Here is a 21,400-nt window from a genome sequence, read left to right on the forward strand (position 1 = left end):
GTCATGCTTACTCTAGTTCACAAATTCATTTGCATAAATATCCACATGCTCGAAAGAACGAATAAGAATCGGATCAAAATACCAAGCCAATTCTCCATCAACTGGGTAACGTTTTACCAGAGAATCTTTGAAAAAATTACCATAAATAGCCACATAGCCGACTTCTGATGAATGCTGACCAAGGCTAGCACTATATGCTTTTAATTGGCCGTCGCCATCATAATAAGGCAAAAATTCATTATAAGCAATAGTAATATTAGAACTCATCAAGCGATTTTGACTATTTTGAGCATAATGAGGATCTAATGGCCCCATCATGCCACCATCCCAGGGGACACTGGCATCTGAAACATCCAGCTGGATAGCTTCAGCATAAAAATCATGGGCCTGACGCCCTTCAATCGAAGAAACCTCCACCAGCTCAGGAGCATAACCAATAAATTGGTTGTAAGAAAAAACGGAATCTTGTAGACCACCTAAATCGAAAACGTGGCTCCCTAGTGCATGAACAAGTGTAAAGCTATTTCCACTAATGTACCAATTACTGCCATGGTTAGGCATAATGATAAACCGTGCACCGCGAGTCAAATCTTTGGCCCTGATTGCCAAACCGGTCATGGTGAAATTGCTGACCCCGTCATGGGCAGCTGGTCCCGTTGCAAAACCAAACCATCTGGCCGACCCATCAACCAATAAGGTCGTTAAATTGCCACGAAACCACACATTGGAGGTTAGAACGAGGTAATTATCTTCTTCTTTTTCGCTACCAATAGCAAATTCACCCTCGGGAAAATCAAGGACTGCATAGGGAAATGCCTTGGATTTTTCAAGGTAAGTTTGGATAATTTGATGGTTTTCTCTGCCACTATTCGCTTCTTGAAGTGGCAGTTTGAAAATTGGGCTCAACTCAAGTAAACTTGCTTCAATAGTTGTGGACTGGTCTGGAAAATTGACTTTATAGCGTAAGTCTGCCGTATTTGAACGATTAGGAACCAAAATCTCCTCAACACGCCCAACACCCATGCTATCATCATCAACTAATTCTACTTCTTGACCAATCTCTAATTGTGTCACAATAGGAATAAGAATAGTTTCATCAACTCCTACGATTTCTTGTCCATTTGGAAAGGTTAGAGTGTATCTGACTTCCTTATCAAAAAGATGTCGAGGGGGCAAAATAGCTGAAATATAGCCCACCTGATGAACATCTACTGAAGCGTCAACCGATTGTGAGAGGACAATCAATTGATTTTTCTGATATTTTGCCATGCTTGTTGCTTCTTCACGTTGCTTGAACAGGGAAAGAACAACTTGGTGTGGTGGCACATCAAATTCAATATAGATAAATAAAAAGGTTAGAGACAATAACAGGGTCAATAAGCTTAAAATGACTCGACGCTCTCGTTTTTGCCGATGTCGTCGCAAGTCGACGTTTTTCTTTTTCATAATACTTCGTCACCCCATATTATAATTGTAAGGATAAAAAGAAATAATACGTAAACAGAGGAAAGAGACAGGCTAACACAATGCCGATTTGAGACATTTTTGTTGAAAATACACTCCGAGGCCGTATTGACAGCAATAAGAGCCAAAACGGTAAGAAGTATCGTGGCTGAACCCCATCAATAGTTAAAGCAGCAACCGCAGTATACTGTAGATATAAAATAATAAAGATAAATAGGGTAATGCCTACAAAAAGCAAGACTTTGATGGCATCAAACCAAGCTACTAACTTACGCCCAGTCAACTCTTGAGCTTCCTCAATAAAGACACTACAAACAAGACCAACGCCTGCTACTAAGCTGGGAAACATTGGAATCGCCATATAGGAAGGCTGGTCAGCGTAACCTAATTGGAGTGCAAAAAAATTATAATTCAATAAACTAAATCGAAGAATGTCAATAAACCCTCTAGGATTAGTTTTAATGAAATGCAACTGCTCTGAAACATTAGCTACCGAACCAAAATACTTCGTGCTATCAACATGACGAATCACATACAACCAGCCTAAGGTTATTAGGGCAAAGGTAACCACACTGGCCAATAAACTCAAGGCCTTGGCAGTTGTCAAGCTACCTTTTAGCTTACCAAAAAGAGCCAAAGGAAGGAGCAAGGCAACCAGGAAACAAGCAGGAGGCTTTGCCAGGGTAACTAATAAACCCAGAAAACTCAACAAGGAAATTTGCCCCCAGGACAAACTGTCTTTTTTTATGAGCATCGTCAAAATTTTCAAACTATAGGCGATGAACAAGGGGGCGACACCAAATAAATAACTATCTGCTGTGACGCTAGCCATGCTTAAAAAATACGGAGGCAAGGTTGCTAATGCTAACAAAGCAATTTTCGCATAGGGCATGGTCCGAACAGCCAAGAACAAGAAAGTGAATGAAAAAAGAAAACCAACAATTTTCATCACCAAAAATTCTTTAGCAACGTCTAATTTCAGTAATTTATTTCCCCAAACTACTAAAACATAGGGGAAATAGGAAATAGGCATATAAGAAGTTGCCGTCACACTCACACGATAGATTGATTTGTTGCTATAAGGCAAATCACTGTAATCTGACAACCAGCTCGTTTCAATCGCTTGAATGTCCTCGTTAAACAATTTACTGTTGAAAGAACGTTCAACAAAAGCATTCTGACTTTCTGAAATCATGCCACCATATTGGCTATTGTCCTGATTTCGAGTTCTGAGAATATCTCCGTTAGCAATTTGAACACTACGAACGTAATGAATCTCCTCATCAAACCAGCTACTGGGTTGACGACTGATTATCGCAAATAAACCTGAACTAAAAATAATCAGAGTGAGGAAAAGCAAGATGACTGCTTTAAAAGGGTCTCGCTCTTGATATAATTTTTGAATAGTCGTTTTCATTCCTTTCACCTCAACATCTTCTTTTCTACCCTAAAATAGATTAGAGCCATCGCAAGCAACCATATCACCATCACAGAAAGAAAACTATAAGCTGTTCCATCTATACCGAAACTAAAAATCAGCGGTCGCGATAGACTTAATGATAGAATCACTGCAAGGCCATAAGGAAACATTAACAAGCGTTGACAACGAAAAATAGTCAATAAATTATCAAATAAGGTCGCAAAAGCACTCATTACGCCACCAATCATAAGGAGCATAAAAGCAGTTTTATAAGAGGTCAAGGCCGTTCCGAAAACCAAACTTAAAACAGGTAGGCCCAGAAGGTAACTAATGCCTAAAATCAGAAAACTAAGACCTGACAAAATAAGGATTAACTGGCGACGTAGCTGACGAAAAGCTAACCAATCCCCTTTTTGTTCATAAATAGCTAGCTGTGTTAATTGCGGTCTCAGAAACAACATCATCAAATTCATCACAAATATAGGCATGAATAAAATGTTAAAATCCTTTTGTAGGCCTGTAACCCCTAATCCAGAAACCAAAAAATCATCTAAAACATACTTGGGCTGATTATAAATAAAGGTAATGAAAAAACCTGTCAAAAAAAGAGGAAGGGTCTCCTTTAAGAGATGGAAAATCGCAGAGACTGCTGGAACCTCCCAATTGATTTTAAAATTGGCCTGCAACGGTTTGATGTCCATCAGGTAAAAAGTAACCGCAGAGCCTAAACAAGCACAGCTAAGAGCAATGGTTAATCGGTGACTAATCAGCAACGAACCTAGAAAAACTAGTAGGGTCACAAGGTTTCTAAAAAACAAAGATTGGCCTGCTAAATCAAGTCGCTCTTCTTGTTGAAAAAAACCTTGAAAAACGTCAGAAAGAGCATCTATCATTCTTAAAATAGCAACCCATAACAAGATTTCTGCCTTCTCTTGGTGCTTTACCAGAAAAAACAAATACCCTAACGTCACCAATGCCATCAACACTGTAGTAAAACAACGAGTAAAGAAATAAGTGCTAAAGGAATAAGCCCTTTTTATATCTGTACTCTGAAAATTTCTAACTTGAAAAAGCCCAATAATGACAAGTAAATGGCCGACAGAATAGGCATAGGCAAAAGTGTCTGCTTCTTGATTTTCCATAAAACGTGAAACAATCAAGAGTAAAAGCACTGATAGAGCTGCCGTTGAAAAGCTACCAGCCATATTCCAAATAAATACACGATGTTTTGCCATTATCTTCTACTACTGTTTCCTGTCTCTGATGGCAATCACTTGAATCAATTCCTTTAATTTAATATCAAGCGAAGCAACTTTTTTCATCATTCTGTATTGATTGACAATCAATAAGAAAATCATCGTCAAGAAAACAAAGTTTGCTGGTGATTCAAACCCTAGAACCTTAGAAAACCAAATGATAACTTGTGGAAAAATCGCAAAAAACAATAAGATAAAAGAGAATAGAAACCAAAAAATACTATCTTCAATTTTGATATTGGATTTTCGAATATTATGCAACATCACGAATACGGTTATAAATGCTACAACCAATAAAATACTTTGAAGCAAAGCTATCATAGCGACCTCTTTCTAAATGACTGAACAAGCAAAATCGAGATAAACATGTGCAACATATATTGTAAAGATCTTGTTAAGGTCAGATATGACTGGCCAGCCTGGCGTTCTTGCATGGTAACTTGAACTTCCTTTACTTTTTTTCCTTGGCGAAGGAGATAAGAAATCGTATCCGGTTCAGGAGTATAATTGACTTGTGTTGCAAATGTTTTTATCAGTTCTTTGTTGAAAATTCTCATCCCCGATGTTGGATCAGAAATGGTCTGACCAGTTGTCAACTTAATGGTCCAGCTAATCAATGTATTGCCCAACATTCTCAAAGATCTATTTCTTGCTTGCGTTACAAATCGTGACCCAATGACGCAATCATTACCCTGTTCCAATTCCGATACCATCAGTTCAATATACTCTGGTAAATGCTGGCCATCGGCATCAAATTGTAGAGCATGTTCATACCCCAATTGATTAGCATACTTAAATCCCGTTTGAACCGCACCAGACAAACCCAAATTGACTGGCAAATCAATAATATTAAAGTCATGATAATGGCAAATTTCCGAGGTGCAATCCTTTGAACCATCGTTTATTATGACATAATCAAATTGTGGATAGTGCTTTCGAAGGTGATCAACAACTGCAAAAATGGATTCCTCTTCATTATAAGCAGGAATAATAATTAAAGTATTTGATTGACGTTGTACAGTCATGTGTAACTCCTTTTATATAAAGAATTATTTCAATTTAGCCGCAAAATAATCTTCTAGAACTTTTTTAAGTTGTTCTTTTTCTGAATCCTCTACAAAGCTAATTTTACCATCCACTGTTGAGTAAAGTTTATCTTCAGAATAAAAGATGCGATCAAACCTAGTCTCATCACTTGAAAACAAGCTACTGCCAAGGAAATAATTTGCTTCACTAATATCTAAGAAATCCAAAATTGTCGGTGACAAATTGAGGGAATTTTTTCCGTTAACATCAATGACTTGTGGCGTCACTCCCTTGTAATAAATTGATAATGGGACCTTATCCAGATTACCAACAGCCCTATTTTTACCAAATGATTTCAAATAGCTATCATCAACATAAGTTGCGTGGTCGGTTGTAAAGACTAAGATGGTATTATCAGCAAGCGGACTATTATTAAATTTTTCTAAAAAGTCCCCCAATTGCACATCCATATTATAAAATTTATTCAGATTGGGATCCTTGCCATCACCAAATTTTTTATCTGGAGAATCCAAACTCAGATGGGTTCCAAAGGTATAGATAGAAATAAAGAAAGGCTCTTTTTTCTCTGATAAATCCGTTGCCGTTTTCCAAAGTAAATCATAGGCTTCTTTATCCGTCAGGTTTTTCTCGCTTTTTTTGGTAACAAGTTCATCATAATTAAAGCGTTTTAAATAAGCAGTAAACTCTTTATTGCTTGGTTCAGTATTGACAAAGGCCGAATGATAGCCCTGTTTTTCTAAAATACTTTCAAGAGATTCTAATGAATTGGAATCAAAATTGCTGAATTGATAACCCGAATACAATTGACCGATTAACCCCGCATAAGTTGCAAAAGTATGGTTGTAATAATTATCAAAGGTAATGGATTTTTGCTGCAAGTCCCGAAGCTCCGGCAATAAGTCACGCTCATCTTCAATAATACTTTGAGAAAGTCCCTCAGCAAAAATCAAGATAAGATTAGGCTTATCTACCAAGTCGGACGGTTTTTTAACACCATCGCTAATACCTTCTTGATAAAATTTTTGAGCAACTTCTGCTCCTTTTTCCCGAATACGACGAGAAATTTCAGCCTGCTCTGTCTGATATTCCCAGAGAAGGAACCAGTTATAATGAGGGGAATTCTCGATATAACCATGATAAAGCAAATTAAAAACAATAACCAAGCTAGAAAGTGCAGCTATAAGCTGGCTCTTAACATCGATTCGAACAGGACTTATCGGAATGAGTGAAAAAATGATTAAACCAATACTTGACAGAACATACAAATCCATCCGTCCCGATAAGGCTTCAAGAGAATCAACGTTAGATAGCATAACTGGACTCACATAGGTTCCTGCAAAGAGGAGAGACAATTGTTCAACATTGTAGAAAAACATAAGAACAACTGAGATAAATTGAGCCAAGTATTTATTTAAGCGAAAAACAAGATTGGAGAGTAGAAAAATGATAAACAACTCTAAAAAACTAACCAAAATTGTGAGGTCGCTTTCTGCACCCTTCCAAGTAAAGAGGGTTAATAAAACAGCTGCTAGATACTTTGTGCCCGTTCCTTTTGAGTCAATAAAATCAAAAATGTGATGACTAGCTCTTGAAACTTGTTTCTTAATCTTTTGAAATTGTTCGTTTGATAATATATTTAATTGCACTACCTGGTCCTCGATAAATGTATTTTAGGGCTCCTTTTATTCCCCCAATATGATTAAAATCCACATAGGTATTTGGCAAGGTATCTGGTCTAACATTGATGACCGTATTATCCACAAATGGCGTTATCAAAATCGGGTTATGAGAAATCCTGTAATCATACCCCTTAGCCCAAGCTAGATAAACCAAGATACGCTCGATAGAATGCAAAATGGTATGCTGTGGGAGAGGCTCAGCTGGGATATCCTCATCTTTTAAATTCAGGTCAAATAGAGGTTCTAAAGCATCGTATTTGAACCAGATGAAGGTGCCATAACTCATGATAAAGGTGCTCAACTGATTAAAATCAAGCTGACGTCCCAAATCCATCTTCTCCCAGAGGACGTTCATACCTGCCGCAAACCGGTTTTCATTGACTGGGTCAACTATTTTGGTATAGCGGAAAAAACTTGGGATATCAGCAATGACTAAGCCAAGGTCTTCTCGCTTGTCTAGTTCTGCAATAATAGTATCGCCAGCTTCAAACATCATGGTAAAGAGTTCATCCCGCCAAGAATCACCAACCCAGTAGGGGTATTCGGGTGATTTTTTAGTATGGAAATGCCCAATGATGTCATAACCAGATAGGGTATCCTTGAGTTTCAGCATAGGAATAACATCCCGTCCCTTATTCCCCGTCAAAACTACCTGACCAGCCTGCTGGAAATCTGTTAGAATACTCTCAATCTCAGCCTTTTTAGCCTCTGTATCTGTTGTCAAATATAAGTCATAGTTAAAACTGAACTGCTTGAAAGCCTCTAAGAACAAGGGTAAGAGGTCCACATAGTAGGTGTGGAGATGAACAGCAATTTTTTTATCAGACTGAACAGCAAGGTCTTGTTTGACCAAGAGCTTGCGATCCAGCAGATAGGCTGGAGTTGGTAAACTAACCGCCGTCATGTGTTTGGTAATCAACTCTGAAGGGTAGCTGGTCCGCTTCTCAATGTCCTTCAAGAGGTAGGGAGCCAGGTGTCTGGACAAGTCAAAAGTTTTAATTTTGATAAAAGGAACCTTGGCATCCAGCAAAACTTGAGGGTAATGGATAGTAAAGTTGCGATGAAAATAATCTTGATGAATTGGTACGGTATCCAAAACAGCCGTGTATTTGAAACCAGCCTTAGTCATCAGTTGAGTGTATCGGGTTTCATATTGGTCAATGACCAGTTGCACATCAGTGTGGGACTGGACTGATTTCCAAAAATCAAGAAAGGCTGACGCAGAAATCATGGGCTTTTTGAAACTCATGAAATAGGATTGCAGGTGTTCTGGGATATAAAGGTCATGCCCCTTAACCAGAGCATGGTTGGTAATCCCCCAGAAATCAATACTATCATCCTGTTCATACCGCTCATAATAGTCTGCCATGTCCCAGAGGGGGCCAAAACAGGTATCATTCATAACCGTAACGCTGTCATAATCCGCTAAGGTTTCAAAACCAACGCGTTCCATCCCAGATTTCCAAGCGGCGAAGTCATAACCAGAATTTTCCCGTTGAATAAAGTCGTGAATCAAACCAGCTTGCTCAAGTCTCGCGACAACATCCCCTTGCAGGGAACTATTTGAAATAAAGACAACCCTACTAAAGAGCGGTCGCAGCTTCTCTAATTGGTAATAAACGTGCTCACTAAAATGATTGTATTTATTAAAATGCACGTATAAAAGCAAACGCTTCATGTGTTTCTCCTAAAAATCTCGTTATTAGCACCATTCAAAAGGCAAAGTGGCTTTAGACGGACCACTTGCCTTGACGGTGCAACATGCCAGTATTGGAATCCAGTTCAGAAAAATCATCCTGGGACACTTTGCGGTCAATCGAAAAGACTGGCGGCATATGAACAGAGGAAACTGCCAAATCTTGTTGCTTCTCATCTCTGACGAAACCGATCAATTTCAACTTAGCATGGTTGAAGTAGGGCAGGGAACACTTGTAAATTAAGCGTTTTTTGCCTGCACCCAACTGGGTTTGGTCCCATGAATTATCATTGTAGAGACCAACATTTGAATCAATATCAATAAAAGAAAAGGCAACGTGAGTTTTCAAATGGTCTTCCATAACGGTATAAGTAAACTCGAATTCCAATTCTTCATGAGGTTCCACCTTGTTTTTAGACAAGAGCTTCACTTCAAAATCCTTTACCGGAACCCGAACGGAAGCCTGTTCAGCGGGTTCGTGTGAAGGAGACGGTGCAATTTGCACATTGTCAAAACTATACTGGTTAGCCACTTCGAAGGGCTCACCTTCCACTTTTACCAGACCTTTCTCAATCAAGACCGCACGGTTACAGTATTTCTTAACAGCCCCCATATCATGGGTAACCAGGATGGTGGTTTTCCCTGACTGTTTGCGTTCCATGAAATAGTCGTTACACTTGCGTTGGAAAGCTTCATCGCCAACCGCCAGAACTTCATCCAAGATAAGAATATCACCCTGGGCCTTGATGGCCACAGAGAAAGCCAAACGAACCTGCATGCCGCTGGAATAGTTTTTGAGTTTTTGGTTCATGAATTCGCCCAGCTCGGCAAAATCAACAATGTCATCATACATACCGTCAATCTGTTCCCTCGTGAAGCCCAACATGGCACCATTAAGGTAAACATTCTCACGACCGGTCAATTCAGGGTTAAAACCAACACCGAGTTCGATAAAGGACACCAATTTGCCATCGACCTTTACAGAACCCTGCTCAGGCACATAAATCTGGGAAATGATTTTCAGTAGGGTTGATTTCCCTGAACCATTTCGACCAACAATACCGAAGAAATCACCCTCATGAACCTCAAAACTGATGTCCTTGAGGACATGCTGTTCCTTGTAGCCTTTGATGCCTTTGAAGCGATTGACCAGAGCTGTCCGGAGGCTCTGGGTACTTTCGGTCGGCAATCTAAAATACTTGCTAACATGGTCAACCTTGACCACTACTTTTTTATCTGTCATTACAAAATCTCCGCAAAACGCTTGGCTTGTTTTTTGAATACCACATAGCCCAGACTGAAAATCAGAATCGGTAACAGGTAAGGCACAAAAACAACAAAGGGATTGGAAATCACATCTCTAACAGTCATGTTACCCGAATAAATCACAAAATGCCGCAAGTCTTGCACAATTTGAGCAATAGGGTTGAGCATCATGACTTTTGCCAAAGTGGTCTGACCACGCTGAACAATAAAGGTCAAGGTGTAAATAATCGGGCTGGCATAGAGACCTGCCTGCAAGACAACCTCCCAAATCGGTCCAATATCACGAAACTTGACGAACAGACTAGACAGGAAAAAGGCAACACCCGCAGCCAGTAAAATCAGTTCCAGAACCAGTGGCACCATAGCCAATGTTGTCCACGACAACTGCACACCGCTCACCAAACCAAAGGCAAAAACAACCAAGAGGTTAATGGCATAGTTGATTGTCGCTCCGGTCACAGCTGAAAACACGATGATTTCCTTAGGAAAATTCAGCTTCCGCAAGAGGTCACCGCGAGACACGATGGACATCATCCCCATGTTGGTAGCCTCCGTAAAAAAGTTCCACGTCACCATGCCCAACATGAGACCGACAGCATTGTGGGGAGTTCCATCATCAAACCGCAAAAATTTCACAAAAACCAAATACATGATGGTAAAGAGCATCATGGGTTTCAAAATTGACCACAAATGACCAATCAAACTCCCCTGATAGCGGAGCTTAAAGTCCGTTTTCACCATTTCCCGCAAAAGAATGCGGTTTTCCTTGGTTAGTAACATCACAATTCCTCATTTCTTTGTGTAGCCAAACTTGGTCACCACCAGGGTCCAAAAGACCAGAGTGTGGAACCAACGGTTCTTGGCCAGTTTATAGGTTTTCAGGCGGCGGATCCGCTCACCCAGCGGCTGGTCCATAAGCCCAACATAGGCCTCAACCAAGGCTCTTTTGTCTTGGGGCAATGGCAGAGCGAAGAGCTGATTGGCCTGGACCTGACTGGATTTAATCAGCCACCAGTATTTTGCCACCAAGGCCTGCGGTCTCAGCCAGTTTTTCAGCCGTTTCCGCCAGGTCCTGGCTCCCAGGACATTGTTGCTGTGCTGGCGGTAGAGCTGGGTAGCCTGGTCGATATAGATTAGCTTACCCAAGGCAGCGGCCACCAAGGCCAGGTACCAATCGTGCATAAGCAAGTCATCAGCTGTCTGCCAGAGGTCGGCCAAGGCTCGGTTAATCATCATGGTCCCACCGGTCACCGTGTTTTCGGTCAGCTCCTGACGGAGTTCTGTGTTGGCATGGTGGGACTGGCTGGCAATCATGCTCTCATGCAGGACATTAAGGCCCTCATCCACCACTTTCAGGTCAGTATAAACCAAGAGGGGCTGGTCAGCAGGTTCTTGCTGGGCCCGTTTTAAGGTCACTTCCAGCTTGTTTGGCAACCAGACATCGTCCTGGTCACTGAAAAAGTAATAGTCTGCTGGTTCAAATTTAAGTAGGGTGTAAAAACTCTTGATGACCCCCAGGTTAACCTGCTGATCAGGATTGACCCAGCGGATACGACGGTCACTTGCCACCAGGTCTCGGATGACCTCATGTGTGCCGTCAGTCGAGCCATCATCTCGTATCAAGAGTTCCCAGTCCGTTATCGTCTGGGCCTGAATGCTCTTGACCTGCTCTGCCAGATACTTGTGACCATTGTAGGTCGCTAATAAAATCTTAACTGTCATGTAAAAACAAGTCCTCGTAGGTGGCCACAATCTTGTCCCAGGTGTAGTGGTCTCGGATGATGGCCTTGGCCTTGCGACCCAGGTCTGCAAAGGCCTCTTGACCGTCCACCTGATCAATCAAAGTAGCCAAGTTCCCCCTTGATTTGTCCCAATAGAGGGCACCATCAGCTGCCACGGTCTGGTTAAAGCTGACGTCTAGAACAAGGTTGAGGTCGGTCTGGGCCAGGGCCTCTAGCAAACTGGGGTTGGTCCCCCCAACTTCATGACCATGGAGATAGGCAAAAGCCTGGCCACGGAGATAGGCCACCAAATCCTGGTCGTAAACCGTGCCAACAAACTTGACCCGAGGGTCCTGGTCAAAGTGCAATGTTTCCTTGAGCTGGTCAAAGAAACGGGAGCCCTCATGGTTGGTCACGATGACCAGGTCACGCTGGGTTGAACTGGCCATAAATTCGCGAATTTGGGTTTCATAATTATTTTCAGGGACAAACCGCCCCAAAATCAAATAATAGCCCTTCTCCGTCAGGCCATGTTGACCAAAAAAGGTTCGCACCTTCTCATCTTGACTGGTCAAGCTGGATGGCACAACGGCTGTGCCGTAGGCGATGCAGGTCGTTTTGGCCTTGGGGTAGTTGGCCTTGATATAAGTTTCAATACCTGGGTTGTCTGCGATAACCAAGTCAGCGGTCTGGCACATGAACCGTTCCGCCACTTTCAGGTAGGCACGAACCGGCTTGGACCACTTGGTCCGCTGCCATTCCAGACCGTCAGGGTTGATATAGAAAATACCGCCAACAGCCCTAATCCGCTGAGCTAGGATAGGCATGATGCCACCTATGGTATTGCCCAAAAAATAGAAAATGGGATGCTCCAAACCTTGAGTTTTGACCAGCTTGAGGGCATAGGTCAGGGCCATGAGGTCGTAGGCCATGACGCGGGCAGGCCCCAGCTGGGGCGGGTTGATGGTAAAGCAGTCCGCTCCCTTATAATCAAAGTGGGTCTGATGCTGGTCGTCCGACAGGCAGGCAACATGATACTGCAGCTGGTCGCTGGTCTGGTGGCTAACCAAGTGGTCAACAAAGGTCTCAAAGCCACCGTAATGGGCGGGTAAGCCCCGACTACCGATGATAAACACGTGACGCATGTGGCTCTCCTTTCTAGAATTGAAACAGCATATCACTTCATTATAGCACAGTTTAGAAATATTTGCTAGAGAAAACCGGCTCTATAATTTCTGTAGTGGGTAAATCCACGACAGAGATTATAGGGTCTTTTGAGTATGAAAAAAGTCCCATATGACCTACAATGAAAAGCGACGAAACTCACATTAGAAGGACTCATATGGAACACAATCATTTTATCACACAACTGCTAGAAATTAAAGACCCTAATATCACTATTTTGGAGATTGTGGAGGCTGGAAGTCACAAGGAAGTCATCGCTAAACTGGACTACACTGCTCCAAAATGCCAACATTGCCAGGGCCAGATGGCTAAATACGACTTCCAGAAACCATCCAAAATACCCTACCTAGAATGTGCTGGTTACAAGACACTCATTCGCTTGCGAAAGCGCCGGTTCCGATGCCAGGAGTGCGGAAAAATAGCTGTCGCTGAGACCTCATTGGTCAAGAAAAACCACCAAATCCCTGTCATCCTTCATCAGAAAATCGCCCAGAAACTGATTGAGAAAGTTGCCCTGACGGCCATCGCTGACAGCCTTGCGGTATCAACCTCAACCGTCATCCGAAAACTAAAGGAATTCCAGTTCAAGACAGATCTGACTTGGATTCCTGAGAACATGTCCTGGGACGAATACAGCTTCAAGAAAGGCAAAATGAGCTTCATCGCTCAAGACTTTGACTCGCTCAAAATCATCACAATTCTAGACGGTCGAACCCAAGCTACCATTCGCAACCACTTTCTACGCTATTCTAGAGCCGTCAGAAACCGCGTCAAAGTCATTACAATGGACATGTTTAGCCCCTACTACGACATCGCTAAGAAACTATTTCCAACTGCTAAAATCGTCCTCGATCGTTTCCACATTGTCCAACACCTAAGCAGATCCATGAACAGGCTACGCATCCAGGTAATGAACCAGTTTGACCGAAAATCCCACGAATACAGGGCCCTCAAGCGCTACTGGAAACTAATCCAGCAAGATAGTCGTAAGATCAGCGATAAACGCTTTTATCGTCCAACTTTTCGCATGCACTTGACTAACCAGGAGATTGTCGCTAAGCTGCTCAGCTATTCTCAAGAACTGAAAGAACATTACGAGCTCTATCAACTGCTCCTGTTTCATTTCCAGGAGAAACAAGCTGACCAGTTTTTTGGACTGATTGAGGAGACCATTTCAAACGTCAAGCCTGTCTTTCAGACAGTTTTTAGAACCTTTTTGAAGGACAGGGACAAGGTTATCAATGCTTTGGAATTGCCTTACTCTAATGCCAAACTCGAGGCGACAAACAATATCATCAAGGTCATTAAGCGGAATGCTTTTGGCTTCCGAAACTTTGAAAACTTCAAAACTCGTATTTTCATTGCCATAAACATAAAACGAGAGAAGACAAGACTTGTCCTCTCTCGGTGTTAGATTGGTCAACCCACTACAGTTGACAATGAGCCAGAAAACCAAGCGCCTCCCTTCTAATTTCTTTTGTGAGATAGCAAGGTGGAGACCTTAGTAGAGGGAACAGAAAAAAGAAACCGCTCAGCGATTTCTTTCGAAAGATAAGACTTAGAACCTGTATTCACATCTCAGCATTCACCTGACAGGCTAGTTTTGGCTCACTCTTTGTCACATTTTTTGGTAATACGGGCAGTATTTCTGCAAAAATGTTTCTCGATTGCACCAAAACTAGCCTAGTCAATCAAATACTTCGATTGTGAATACAGGTTCTTAGACAACTGTCCGAACTCCCCTTCTACTAATCCGACCATAAGGTCATGGCCAAACGAAAATCGTCATCAGCAAGCACCTGTTGCTGAGACAGGCCCTCACGCTCCCTGCGACGTTCTTCCACCTGACGCAGGTTGACAATACCTTCCTGCCGCCAATTTCGCAAAATGGCCTGGATGTACTTCCAGTTGCGTTTGTCATTGAGGACAGCCTCTTTGAGGGCCTCCCTAATCAAAACCGAATCCGTTTTATTCTCAAATAGTAACTTTTGCAAATCTTCCAATTCAAAAGGACTTAGCAAACGACCGAACTCCCTCTCAAAGTCCGCTACCAAGTCTCTTAACTCCTGGCCATCAAGACCGACTGGCTGACTCGGTGAAACAGTCGTCACCAGCCGAGGATTCAGCAAAGCCTCCAATTTCTCAAAGGCTGGACTGGTATCAAAAATCGTCTCAATTTCCCCAGCCACCTCGATGGTCTTGATGACCAAAAGCTCCTTCTCCGTCAAGCGGCCCAGAGACCGATTGACCTCAGCCACCGTCGTTCCCAAGGCCTGGGCCATCTGGCTTGGCAAGAGCTCGTCCAGCTTGGTCGTGTTCTGCAAATAACAAAACTGCCAGACCAAAAAATCCTCGGCCCGCTCAAACAGGTCCTTGTAATGAAACAACAAGCTCCCTGGCAGAACCAAATGCCCCGCCTGATAAGTCGCTCCCAGGCTCATGCCCACCTCCTATAATTGTGCCGAATTCAGCCCGTCCTCCTGCAAATCCTCCAGGTGGTAAGGCGTCTCCTGATAAACCGCATAGTTGATCCAATTGCTAAAAAAGGTCGCCGCTGGCAGGTTCCACCGCATGATGGGCTCCTGGTTAGCATCGTCATTGCGGTAGTAGTTTTGGGGAATAGCCGAGCTGGCATCCAAAGCCAGATCCCTGCGGTATTCCTTATCCAGAGTATCCCGATCGTACTCCAAATGACCAAAGCTGTAGACCTCACGCAGGTCAGGGCTGGCCAAAATAGACAGACCAACCTCTGCTCCCTTGGCCAAAATAGCCAGGGGCGTCTTGGTCAAGACCAGCTCCTCAGCCACCGTCGTGTGCCGAGAATGCGGGGCCAAAAACTCATCATCAAAGCCCCGCAAAAGCGGGCAAGCCTTGTCTCCAACCTCTTGGCTGAAAACCCCTGTCAACTTCTGAGCCAGCAGGCTTTTATCCACCCCATAGCGGTAGTAAAGCCCAGCCTGAGCCCCCCAACACAAGTGCAGGGTTGAGTAAACATGGGTCTTGGCCCAGTCAAAAACCTGACAAAGTTCCTCCCAATAATCCACCTCTTCAAAGGCCAGCGTTTCCACCGGAGCCCCTGTCACAATCATACCATCGTAGAGCTTGTCTTTGATGTCCGAAAAGGTCTTGTAAAAGGTCTCCAAATGGGCAAATTCCGTGTTCTTGGACTCATGACTGGTCATATAGAGAAAGTCAACCTCCAACTGCAAGGGGGTATTGGAGAGTAACCGTAACAACTGGGTCTCCGTCGCCTCCTTAGTCGGCATCAGGTTGACAATCAACAAATTCAGCGGCCGAATATCCTGATGGCTGGCCCGCTTGTCATCCATGACAAAGATGTTCTCAGACCGCAAAATAGCAACCGCAGGTAATTTTTTATCAAGTGTAATTGGCATTCCTATAACCTCGCTTATCCTCTCTTAACTCTATTATAAAAGAGGTGTCAGAAGGTTTCAAATAGGGATTTTTTTTAGCACATTATAAATTTTAGCTATAACTGTCATAGACAAGACCTATGGCAGTTAATCACGCATTAACCATTCTGCTGACGGTATTTCTCCATCTTAGCCTTAAACAGCTCGCCATTACTAGGCGGAGTGTAGGTCACCGCGTTAGCCCCAGCAGCAATAACTGCACGGATGGTTTCTTCGGTCGGACCACCAGTTGCTATAATTGGCACATCTGGAAAGTCATGACGTACCCGACGTACGATCTCCACCGTCTTAGTACCGCCAGATACATTGAGAATATCCACTCCTGCTTCCAAGCGTGAACGAATATCTGCCTTGTCTGAGACGACCGTATAGATGATTGGAATGTCAACCAACTCGTTCATTCTCTGCAATGTTGCCACATCTGTCGGCCCATTGGTCACAACCGCCAAGGCCCCTTCTGATTCCGAAAAAAGGCTCATATTGGCTGAACGTTGACCGCTGGTTAAACCGCCACCAACACCTGCAAAAACAGGCACATTGGCCACTGCCATGATGCTCTTGATGATGGCTGGACTAGGCGTGAACGGGTAAACGGCTAGAACAGCATCTGCATTGGTATTAGCAATAATCGCCACATCTGTTGTAAAAACAACCGCACGAATCAACCGCCCATAAATGTCGATTCCTGAAGACTCCCAAATCGCTTTAGGCATCTTGACAATATCCTGACGCAGATGCGAGAGAACCTTGGGAGCCTTCGTTGTTTCTGTCACGAACCTATCTCCCTAGTAGTGCATGAGCACCTTGTAGTCGTAGTCGCCGATGGCTTCACGGCCCTTGAGCTCATCCAATTCAATCAAGAAGGCACAGCCAGCAACCACACCGCCCAGCTTCTCAATCATCTCAATGGTGGCCTTCACGGTACCACCAGTTGCCAAGAGGTCGTCCACAATCAGGACCCGCTGACCTGGCTTGATGGCATCAGCGTGCATGCAGAGGGTGTCCACACCGTACTCTTTTTCGTAATCCGCCGAAATCACCTCACGTGGCAATTTACCAGGCTTACGAACAGGAGCAAAACCGATGCCCAATTCAAAGGCCACAGGACAGCCCACGATAAAGCCACGCGCCTCAGGACCGACAATCATGTCGATGTCCTTGCTGACCGCATATTGCACAATCTCACGAATAGCGTAGCTGTAAGCATTACCGTCCGCCATCAGCGGGCTAATGTCACGGAACTCAATCCCCTCTTTAGGGTAGTCCTTAATGGTTGCAATGTAATTCTTCAATTCCATCTTCAATTCCTCGAAAAGTATTTTTACACCCCATTATAGCACGTTTTTATCTTTTTGGGAAATAGCAGAGCTGTGATATACTTAAAGAAAGATAAGTTTAGGAGGTTTTTATGGTAAAAACTGGTTTGAAAAATACCCTCAGCAAGGGCCTTGGTGCCGCTAGCAAGGTCTTTGCCCTGTTAGACACTGTGGCCATGGTAGACAAGGTGTCCAAAAACACAGCTCCCATTTTAGAAAAGGCCATCGACCGTCACCATGATCGCCAAGAGGGACTGGTGCTACTACCCGATGTGACCCATCTGGACGTGACCAAGGCCAAGGCCCACTTGGAAGACTTGGGCTTTCTGGTAGCCATGATTGTGGCCAAACCCAGTCAGGTCAAAAAAGACCACCAGTTGGACGAGGTGGTAGCCATGGTGCCCAAGTCAGGCAAATTGCCCAGCGGCAGCCTGGTCAAACTCTATTATGTCACCGCAGACAATCTGCCCAAGTCACGGACAGCTTTGGAGCTAGGCCAGTTGAAAGGACTGGATGTGGAGGTCGCTACCCAGCTCCTTAACCAAGATGGTTTCCGTGTCCTTGCTCTGCCCATTGCCCCCAACAAGGCCTATGCCAAGGGGACCCCGCAAACCGTGGTCATGACCGAGCCCAAGAGCATGCCGCAGGTAGGGGGGCTGGTCAAGATCTTCTACCTGAGCCCAGAGGTCATCGCCGCCAGCCAAGACCTAGCAGACCAGCAAGCCGCCAAGCAAGAAGAACTCAAAAAATCATTGGAGCAAGCCATCGGCACCGCCCACAAAGCCGCCAGCGACCTGGCCAGCAAGCTGACGGGGTTGATCAAGTAAGTAAACAATATAGATGACTATCAAGGTTAGATAGCTTTGAAGACACTACTTCGAATGAATAAGAGGGCAAAGGGGACAAAAATCCAAACCCCAATATCAAAAACGAACAAAGAAGGATTTCTAAAAATCAGAACCTTTCTTTGTTCGCCTTTTTGATGTTTCTGTTTCAGTAGGGGATAATGGTATGTGATTTCAAAAACTCAAAATCTTTTTATCCCAGCCTCTGACATAGTCCTTAAATTTGCAACACCTGTAATTCTGAAGAAAATTCCTTAGTTGCTGAGGCCAATCCTTTCAACAAATCGTCTGAAGCCTGCCTGGCCAGCCTCGTCTCGTTTATAGACGCCAGCATCTTCCAGAACACGAGCAAAGACTTGGCCAACAGCTTCTTGGACGACAGCTGTCACGCTTTCAGCAGTCACTTCTGGATGGGCTGATTTAAGGTTTTCAGCCCAAGGCAGGTGGTAGTCTGCGACCTGATGGTCTTGACCAAGCAGGTAGTTTTCAACCTCTTTCAATTCTGTTTTCAGACGTGGTGGCAGAATGGCCAGACCCATAACCTCAATCAGGCCGATGTTTTCTTTCTTGATGTGCTGAACATCCTTGTGCGGGTGGTAAATGCCGTCTGGGTGTTCTTCTGAGGTATGATTGTCTCGCAGGACAAGGTCCAACTCAAAGAGGTCTGCCCGTTTTCTGGCAATTGGGGTCACGGTGTGGTGAGGGGTATCACCTGTATAGGCTAAAATATCCAGTTCTGGGTCAGAATACCCTGCCCAAGCCAGTCTAATTTTATCCGCCAAGTCCACCAAGCGTTCCTTGTTTTCCCCGGTCAAGCGGATAACGGACATGGGCCACTTGACGATACCAGCTGTGACGTCCTCATAGCCTGCAAAGGTGAACTGGCTGTCCAGCTCTGCTATTTCCATCGGGAAGGTATGACGGCCACCCTGGTAGTGGTTGTGGGTCAAGATGGAGCCGCCCACGATTGGCAGGTCGGCATTTGAGCCCGCAAAGTAGCCAGGGAAGGTATCCACCAAATCCAGCAGCTGCTCAAAGGTGGTGCGAGTGATGACCATAGGCAGGTGCTCGGTGTTGAGGAAGATGCAGTGCTCGTTGAAATAGGCATAAGGCGAGTACTGGAAGCCCCAAAGTTCCTGCCCCAGTGGCAAGCGAATAATGCGGTGGTTGGCCCGTGCAGGGTGGTCCAAACGGCCCTGGTAGCCCTCGTTTTCCATGGCCAGCTGGTCTAGCGGGTAGCTGGACTGCTTGAGGAGCTTGGCTGCTGCGATGGCCTTGGGATCCTTTTCAGGCTTGGACAGGTTGATGGTGATTTGGAGCTTGCCGTAGTCGCTAGTCGTTTCAAAGGCAACGTTTTTGGCAATGGCCTCCAGCTTGATGTAGTCGTTGCGTTTGGACAGGTCGTAAAAGTCAGCAACAGCCGCTTCTGGCTTTTCCTTGTAGCTGGTCCAGAAGCGGTCGTTGACCACACTTGGTGGCGGAGTGATGAAGTTCATGAGCTCCGCACCGAGGCAGTCTCTTTCTTCCAGAAGTTCACCACAACGGCCATTTTCAACCGCCAAGTCAACCAGTTCCTCTTTGAGGGCAATAATCGCTTGGGCGGCTGTTTCTCGGTCTGCTCCCTCCTCACCAACCAGGGCCAGGACACGGTTGACCAGGTAAACATGGTCCATGTCCGTATAGTCTGACTGGGCAATGACCTCTTGGACAAAGGTATCAATTAGTTTCGTCATTTCGTTTTCCTCCAGGTTCTCTAAACCTATTGGTCTTATCAATTCAGGAGCGGAACCCTGCAGCCTCCTTATCTAGGCCAAGCAGCAGAGAAAACCGCTCAAAAATTGATTAGATTTTTGCGACTTACTTGCGTGACAGCACACGGCTGCCACCAGCGATTTCGGCGATGTAGAAGGATGGAGCATAGCCGATAGTCTCGGTGTAGAGACGGCCGACGTTTTCAGTAAAGGCGTCCACCTTGTCCTTAGCAACAATGGCAATGCCACAACCACCAAAACCAGCACCCGTCATACGAGCACCCAGGACACCTTCTTGTTCCCAAGCGGTGTGGGCCAGGGTATCCAGCTCGATACCAGTTACTTCGTAATCATGTTCCAGAGACACATGGGAAGCATTGACCAGACGGCCAAAGTCTTCCAACTGGCCTGCTTGAAGGGCTTCAAGGGCACGCAGGGTCCGCTCATTTTCAGAGACTGCGTGGCGGGCCCGCTTGATGCGGTTGGCATCCTTAATCAAGTAAGCATACTGGTCAAATTCTTGGCTGGTCAACTCACCCAGGGTCTTGATGTCCAGAACAGCATTGAGTTCCTCAACGGCGGTTTCACACTCAGCACGGCGTTCGTTGTACTTGGAATCTGCCAACTCACGGCGTTTGTTGGTGTTCATGATGACGATGACGTTGTCTTTCAAGTCAAGCGGCACCAGCTCATATTCCAGAGTATTGGTATCCAAGTAAATGGCACGGCTGTCAGCCCCCATACCGATTGCAAACTGGTCCATGATACCTGAGTTGACACCGATGAACTCATTTTCAGTCTGTTTACCAATTTTTACCAGGTCCAGACGCTCTAGTTTGAGTCCAAAGAGTTCTTCAGCGATGATACCAATCAGGAGTTCCAGAGAGGCTGATGAAGACAGGCCAGAGCCGTTTGGAATGTTGCCGAAAACATAGGCCTCAAATCCGCTGTCAATCACATGACCAGCTTCTTGCAAGAACTTGAGCACACCCTTGGCATAGTTGGTCCAGTTGTCAGCCTTGTCAAAGACCAGGTTATCCAAGTCCACCTCGATAACGCCCAAGTCTTCAAAGTTACCTGAATAGAAACGCAGTTTCTTGTCCTCACGCTTGCGGGCCGCACCGTAGGTTCCTAGGGTAATGGCTGCTGGGAACACGTGACCGCCGTTGTAGTCAGTGTGCTCACCAATCAGGTTAATCCGACCTGGTGAAAAGAAGGTGGCATCAGCTTCTGTTCCAAAAACAGCAGTAAAGGCTTGGTTGAGTTGTTGAATATCCATAGGAAGTCTCCTTTGTAATCGTTTTTCTTTTATTATACGCT

19 protein-coding genes are annotated in these 21,400 nt (G+C 44.5%); 2 read left to right on the plus strand and 17 right to left on the minus strand.

Translation table 11 applies throughout. The features are described from left to right. Positions 1 to 12: 12 nt before the first annotated feature. The 11 genes from AC3ARB_RS05255 to cps2T are packed head-to-tail and all read right to left on the minus strand — an operon-like array spanning position 13 to position 12,694. On the minus strand, positions 13 to 1,446 hold the full coding sequence (locus AC3ARB_RS05255; protein ID WP_488321501.1) for an HlyD family secretion protein: 1,434 nt from the start codon (positions 1,444 to 1,446) through the stop codon (positions 13 to 15). Positions 1,447 to 1,465: 19 nt separating this feature from the next. Further along, entirely contained in the window at positions 1,466 to 2,881 is a 1,416-nt protein-coding gene (locus AC3ARB_RS05260) for a DUF2142 domain-containing protein (RefSeq protein ID WP_488321502.1), read from the minus strand. A 5-nt stretch (positions 2,882 to 2,886) separates the two neighbouring features. After that, positions 2,887 to 4,119, minus strand: a complete 1,233-nt coding sequence (locus AC3ARB_RS05265) for a lipopolysaccharide biosynthesis protein (protein WP_488321503.1) — start codon at positions 4,117 to 4,119, stop codon at positions 2,887 to 2,889. Between the two features lie 9 nt (positions 4,120 to 4,128). After that, positions 4,129 to 4,461, minus strand: coding sequence for a DUF2304 domain-containing protein (locus AC3ARB_RS05270; RefSeq protein ID WP_488321504.1), 333 nt, complete (start codon positions 4,459 to 4,461; stop codon positions 4,129 to 4,131). Then, positions 4,458 to 5,165 (minus strand): glycosyltransferase family 2 protein, encoded by a 708-nt coding sequence (locus AC3ARB_RS05275; RefSeq protein ID WP_488321505.1) that lies wholly within the window; start codon positions 5,163 to 5,165, stop codon positions 4,458 to 4,460. The genes AC3ARB_RS05270 and AC3ARB_RS05275 overlap by 4 nt, the downstream gene beginning before the upstream one ends. A gap of 24 nt (positions 5,166 to 5,189) precedes the next feature. Next, positions 5,190 to 6,833 (minus strand): LTA synthase family protein, encoded by a 1,644-nt coding sequence (locus AC3ARB_RS05280; RefSeq protein ID WP_488321506.1) that lies wholly within the window; start codon positions 6,831 to 6,833, stop codon positions 5,190 to 5,192. Beyond that, positions 6,790 to 8,544: a rhamnan synthesis F family protein gene (locus AC3ARB_RS05285; RefSeq protein ID WP_488321507.1), complete on the minus strand. Its 1,755-nt coding sequence runs from the start codon at positions 8,542 to 8,544 to the stop codon at positions 6,790 to 6,792. Before AC3ARB_RS05285 ends, AC3ARB_RS05280 begins: the two co-directional genes overlap by 44 nt. 52 nt (positions 8,545 to 8,596) lie before the next feature. Then, a complete protein-coding gene (locus AC3ARB_RS05290) occupies positions 8,597 to 9,805 on the minus strand; it encodes an ABC transporter ATP-binding protein (RefSeq protein WP_488321508.1) in 1,209 nt (402 codons plus the stop codon). Then, entirely contained in the window at positions 9,805 to 10,611 is an 807-nt protein-coding gene (locus AC3ARB_RS05295; RefSeq protein WP_488319557.1) for an ABC transporter permease, read from the minus strand. The genes AC3ARB_RS05290 and AC3ARB_RS05295 overlap by 1 nt, the downstream gene beginning before the upstream one ends. 6 nt (positions 10,612 to 10,617) lie before the next feature. Next, positions 10,618 to 11,550, minus strand: a complete 933-nt coding sequence (locus AC3ARB_RS05300; RefSeq protein ID WP_488319558.1) for a glycosyltransferase family 2 protein — start codon at positions 11,548 to 11,550, stop codon at positions 10,618 to 10,620. Then, positions 11,540 to 12,694: a beta 1-4 rhamnosyltransferase Cps2T gene (cps2T, locus tag AC3ARB_RS05305; RefSeq protein WP_488319559.1), complete on the minus strand. Its 1,155-nt coding sequence runs from the start codon at positions 12,692 to 12,694 to the stop codon at positions 11,540 to 11,542. Before cps2T ends, AC3ARB_RS05300 begins: the two co-directional genes overlap by 11 nt. Positions 12,695 to 12,891: 197 nt before the next feature. Here cps2T and AC3ARB_RS05310 point away from each other — a divergent pair, with 197 nt between their 5' ends. Continuing rightward, a complete protein-coding gene (locus tag AC3ARB_RS05310; RefSeq protein WP_488319560.1) occupies positions 12,892 to 14,148 on the plus strand; it encodes an ISL3 family transposase in 1,257 nt (418 codons plus the stop codon). 334 nt (positions 14,149 to 14,482) lie between these two features. Here AC3ARB_RS05310 and AC3ARB_RS05315 read toward each other — a convergent pair whose 3' ends face one another. From AC3ARB_RS05315 to AC3ARB_RS05330, 4 genes are all read right to left on the minus strand, one after another. After that, positions 14,483 to 15,175, minus strand: a complete 693-nt coding sequence (locus AC3ARB_RS05315) for a DnaD domain-containing protein (RefSeq protein WP_488319561.1) — start codon at positions 15,173 to 15,175, stop codon at positions 14,483 to 14,485. Positions 15,176 to 15,184: 9 nt separating this feature from the next. After that, the gene (metA, locus tag AC3ARB_RS05320; protein ID WP_488319562.1) at positions 15,185 to 16,129 is read right to left on the minus strand and encodes a homoserine O-acetyltransferase MetA; all 945 of its coding nucleotides are present in this window, start codon (positions 16,127 to 16,129) and stop codon (positions 15,185 to 15,187) included. A 137-nt stretch (positions 16,130 to 16,266) separates the two neighbouring features. Next, on the minus strand, positions 16,267 to 16,881 hold the full coding sequence (locus AC3ARB_RS05325; RefSeq protein WP_488321536.1) for a hydrolase: 615 nt from the start codon (positions 16,879 to 16,881) through the stop codon (positions 16,267 to 16,269). Between the two features lie 72 nt (positions 16,882 to 16,953). Then, entirely contained in the window at positions 16,954 to 17,466 is a 513-nt protein-coding gene (locus AC3ARB_RS05330) for an adenine phosphoribosyltransferase (RefSeq protein ID WP_488319563.1), read from the minus strand. 110 nt (positions 17,467 to 17,576) lie between these two features. Here AC3ARB_RS05330 and AC3ARB_RS05335 point away from each other — a divergent pair, with 110 nt between their 5' ends. Next, entirely contained in the window at positions 17,577 to 18,311 is a 735-nt protein-coding gene (locus tag AC3ARB_RS05335) for a PASTA domain-containing protein (RefSeq protein ID WP_488319564.1), read from the plus strand. Between the two features lie 272 nt (positions 18,312 to 18,583). Here the strand turns inward: AC3ARB_RS05335 and galT are convergent, their stop codons facing one another. Beyond that, positions 18,584 to 20,062, minus strand: coding sequence for a UDP-glucose--hexose-1-phosphate uridylyltransferase (gene galT / locus AC3ARB_RS05340; protein ID WP_488319565.1), 1,479 nt, complete (start codon positions 20,060 to 20,062; stop codon positions 18,584 to 18,586). A gap of 124 nt (positions 20,063 to 20,186) precedes the next feature. Next, positions 20,187 to 21,359 carry a galactokinase gene (locus tag AC3ARB_RS05345; RefSeq protein ID WP_488319566.1) on the minus strand — a complete coding sequence of 391 codons (1,173 nt, stop codon included), beginning with the start codon at positions 21,357 to 21,359 and terminating at the stop codon, positions 20,187 to 20,189. Positions 21,360 to 21,400 lie beyond the last annotated feature (41 nt).

The organism is Streptococcus sp. ZY171113, from assembly GCF_057748235.1.

Coding starts and splice junctions, on each gene's coding strand:
- AC3ARB_RS05255 (WP_488321501.1), bottom strand. CDS start 1,446: ATGAAAAAGAAAAACGTCGACTTGCGACGACATCGGCAAAAACGAGAG.
- AC3ARB_RS05260 (WP_488321502.1), bottom strand. CDS start 2,881: ATGAAAACGACTATTCAAAAATTATATCAAGAGCGAGACCCTTTTAAA.
- AC3ARB_RS05265 (WP_488321503.1), bottom strand. CDS start 4,119: ATGGCAAAACATCGTGTATTTATTTGGAATATGGCTGGTAGCTTTTCA.
- AC3ARB_RS05270 (WP_488321504.1), bottom strand. CDS start 4,461: ATGATAGCTTTGCTTCAAAGTATTTTATTGGTTGTAGCATTTATAACC.
- AC3ARB_RS05275 (WP_488321505.1), bottom strand. CDS start 5,165: ATGACTGTACAACGTCAATCAAATACTTTAATTATTATTCCTGCTTAT.
- AC3ARB_RS05285 (WP_488321507.1), bottom strand. CDS start 8,544: ATGAAGCGTTTGCTTTTATACGTGCATTTTAATAAATACAATCATTTT.
- AC3ARB_RS05290 (WP_488321508.1), bottom strand. CDS start 9,805: ATGACAGATAAAAAAGTAGTGGTCAAGGTTGACCATGTTAGCAAGTAT.
- AC3ARB_RS05300 (WP_488319558.1), bottom strand. CDS start 11,550: ATGACAGTTAAGATTTTATTAGCGACCTACAATGGTCACAAGTATCTG.
- cps2T (WP_488319559.1), bottom strand. CDS start 12,694: ATGCGTCACGTGTTTATCATCGGTAGTCGGGGCTTACCCGCCCATTAC.
- AC3ARB_RS05310 (WP_488319560.1), top strand. CDS start 12,892: ATGGAACACAATCATTTTATCACACAACTGCTAGAAATTAAAGACCCT.
- AC3ARB_RS05315 (WP_488319561.1), bottom strand. CDS start 15,175: ATGAGCCTGGGAGCGACTTATCAGGCGGGGCATTTGGTTCTGCCAGGG.
- metA (WP_488319562.1), bottom strand. CDS start 16,129: ATGCCAATTACACTTGATAAAAAATTACCTGCGGTTGCTATTTTGCGG.
- AC3ARB_RS05325 (WP_488321536.1), bottom strand. CDS start 16,881: ATGCCTAAAGCGATTTGGGAGTCTTCAGGAATCGACATTTATGGGCGG.
- AC3ARB_RS05330 (WP_488319563.1), bottom strand. CDS start 17,466: ATGGAATTGAAGAATTACATTGCAACCATTAAGGACTACCCTAAAGAG.
- AC3ARB_RS05335 (WP_488319564.1), top strand. CDS start 17,577: ATGGTAAAAACTGGTTTGAAAAATACCCTCAGCAAGGGCCTTGGTGCC.
- galT (WP_488319565.1), bottom strand. CDS start 20,062: ATGACGAAACTAATTGATACCTTTGTCCAAGAGGTCATTGCCCAGTCA.
- AC3ARB_RS05345 (WP_488319566.1), bottom strand. CDS start 21,359: ATGGATATTCAACAACTCAACCAAGCCTTTACTGCTGTTTTTGGAACA.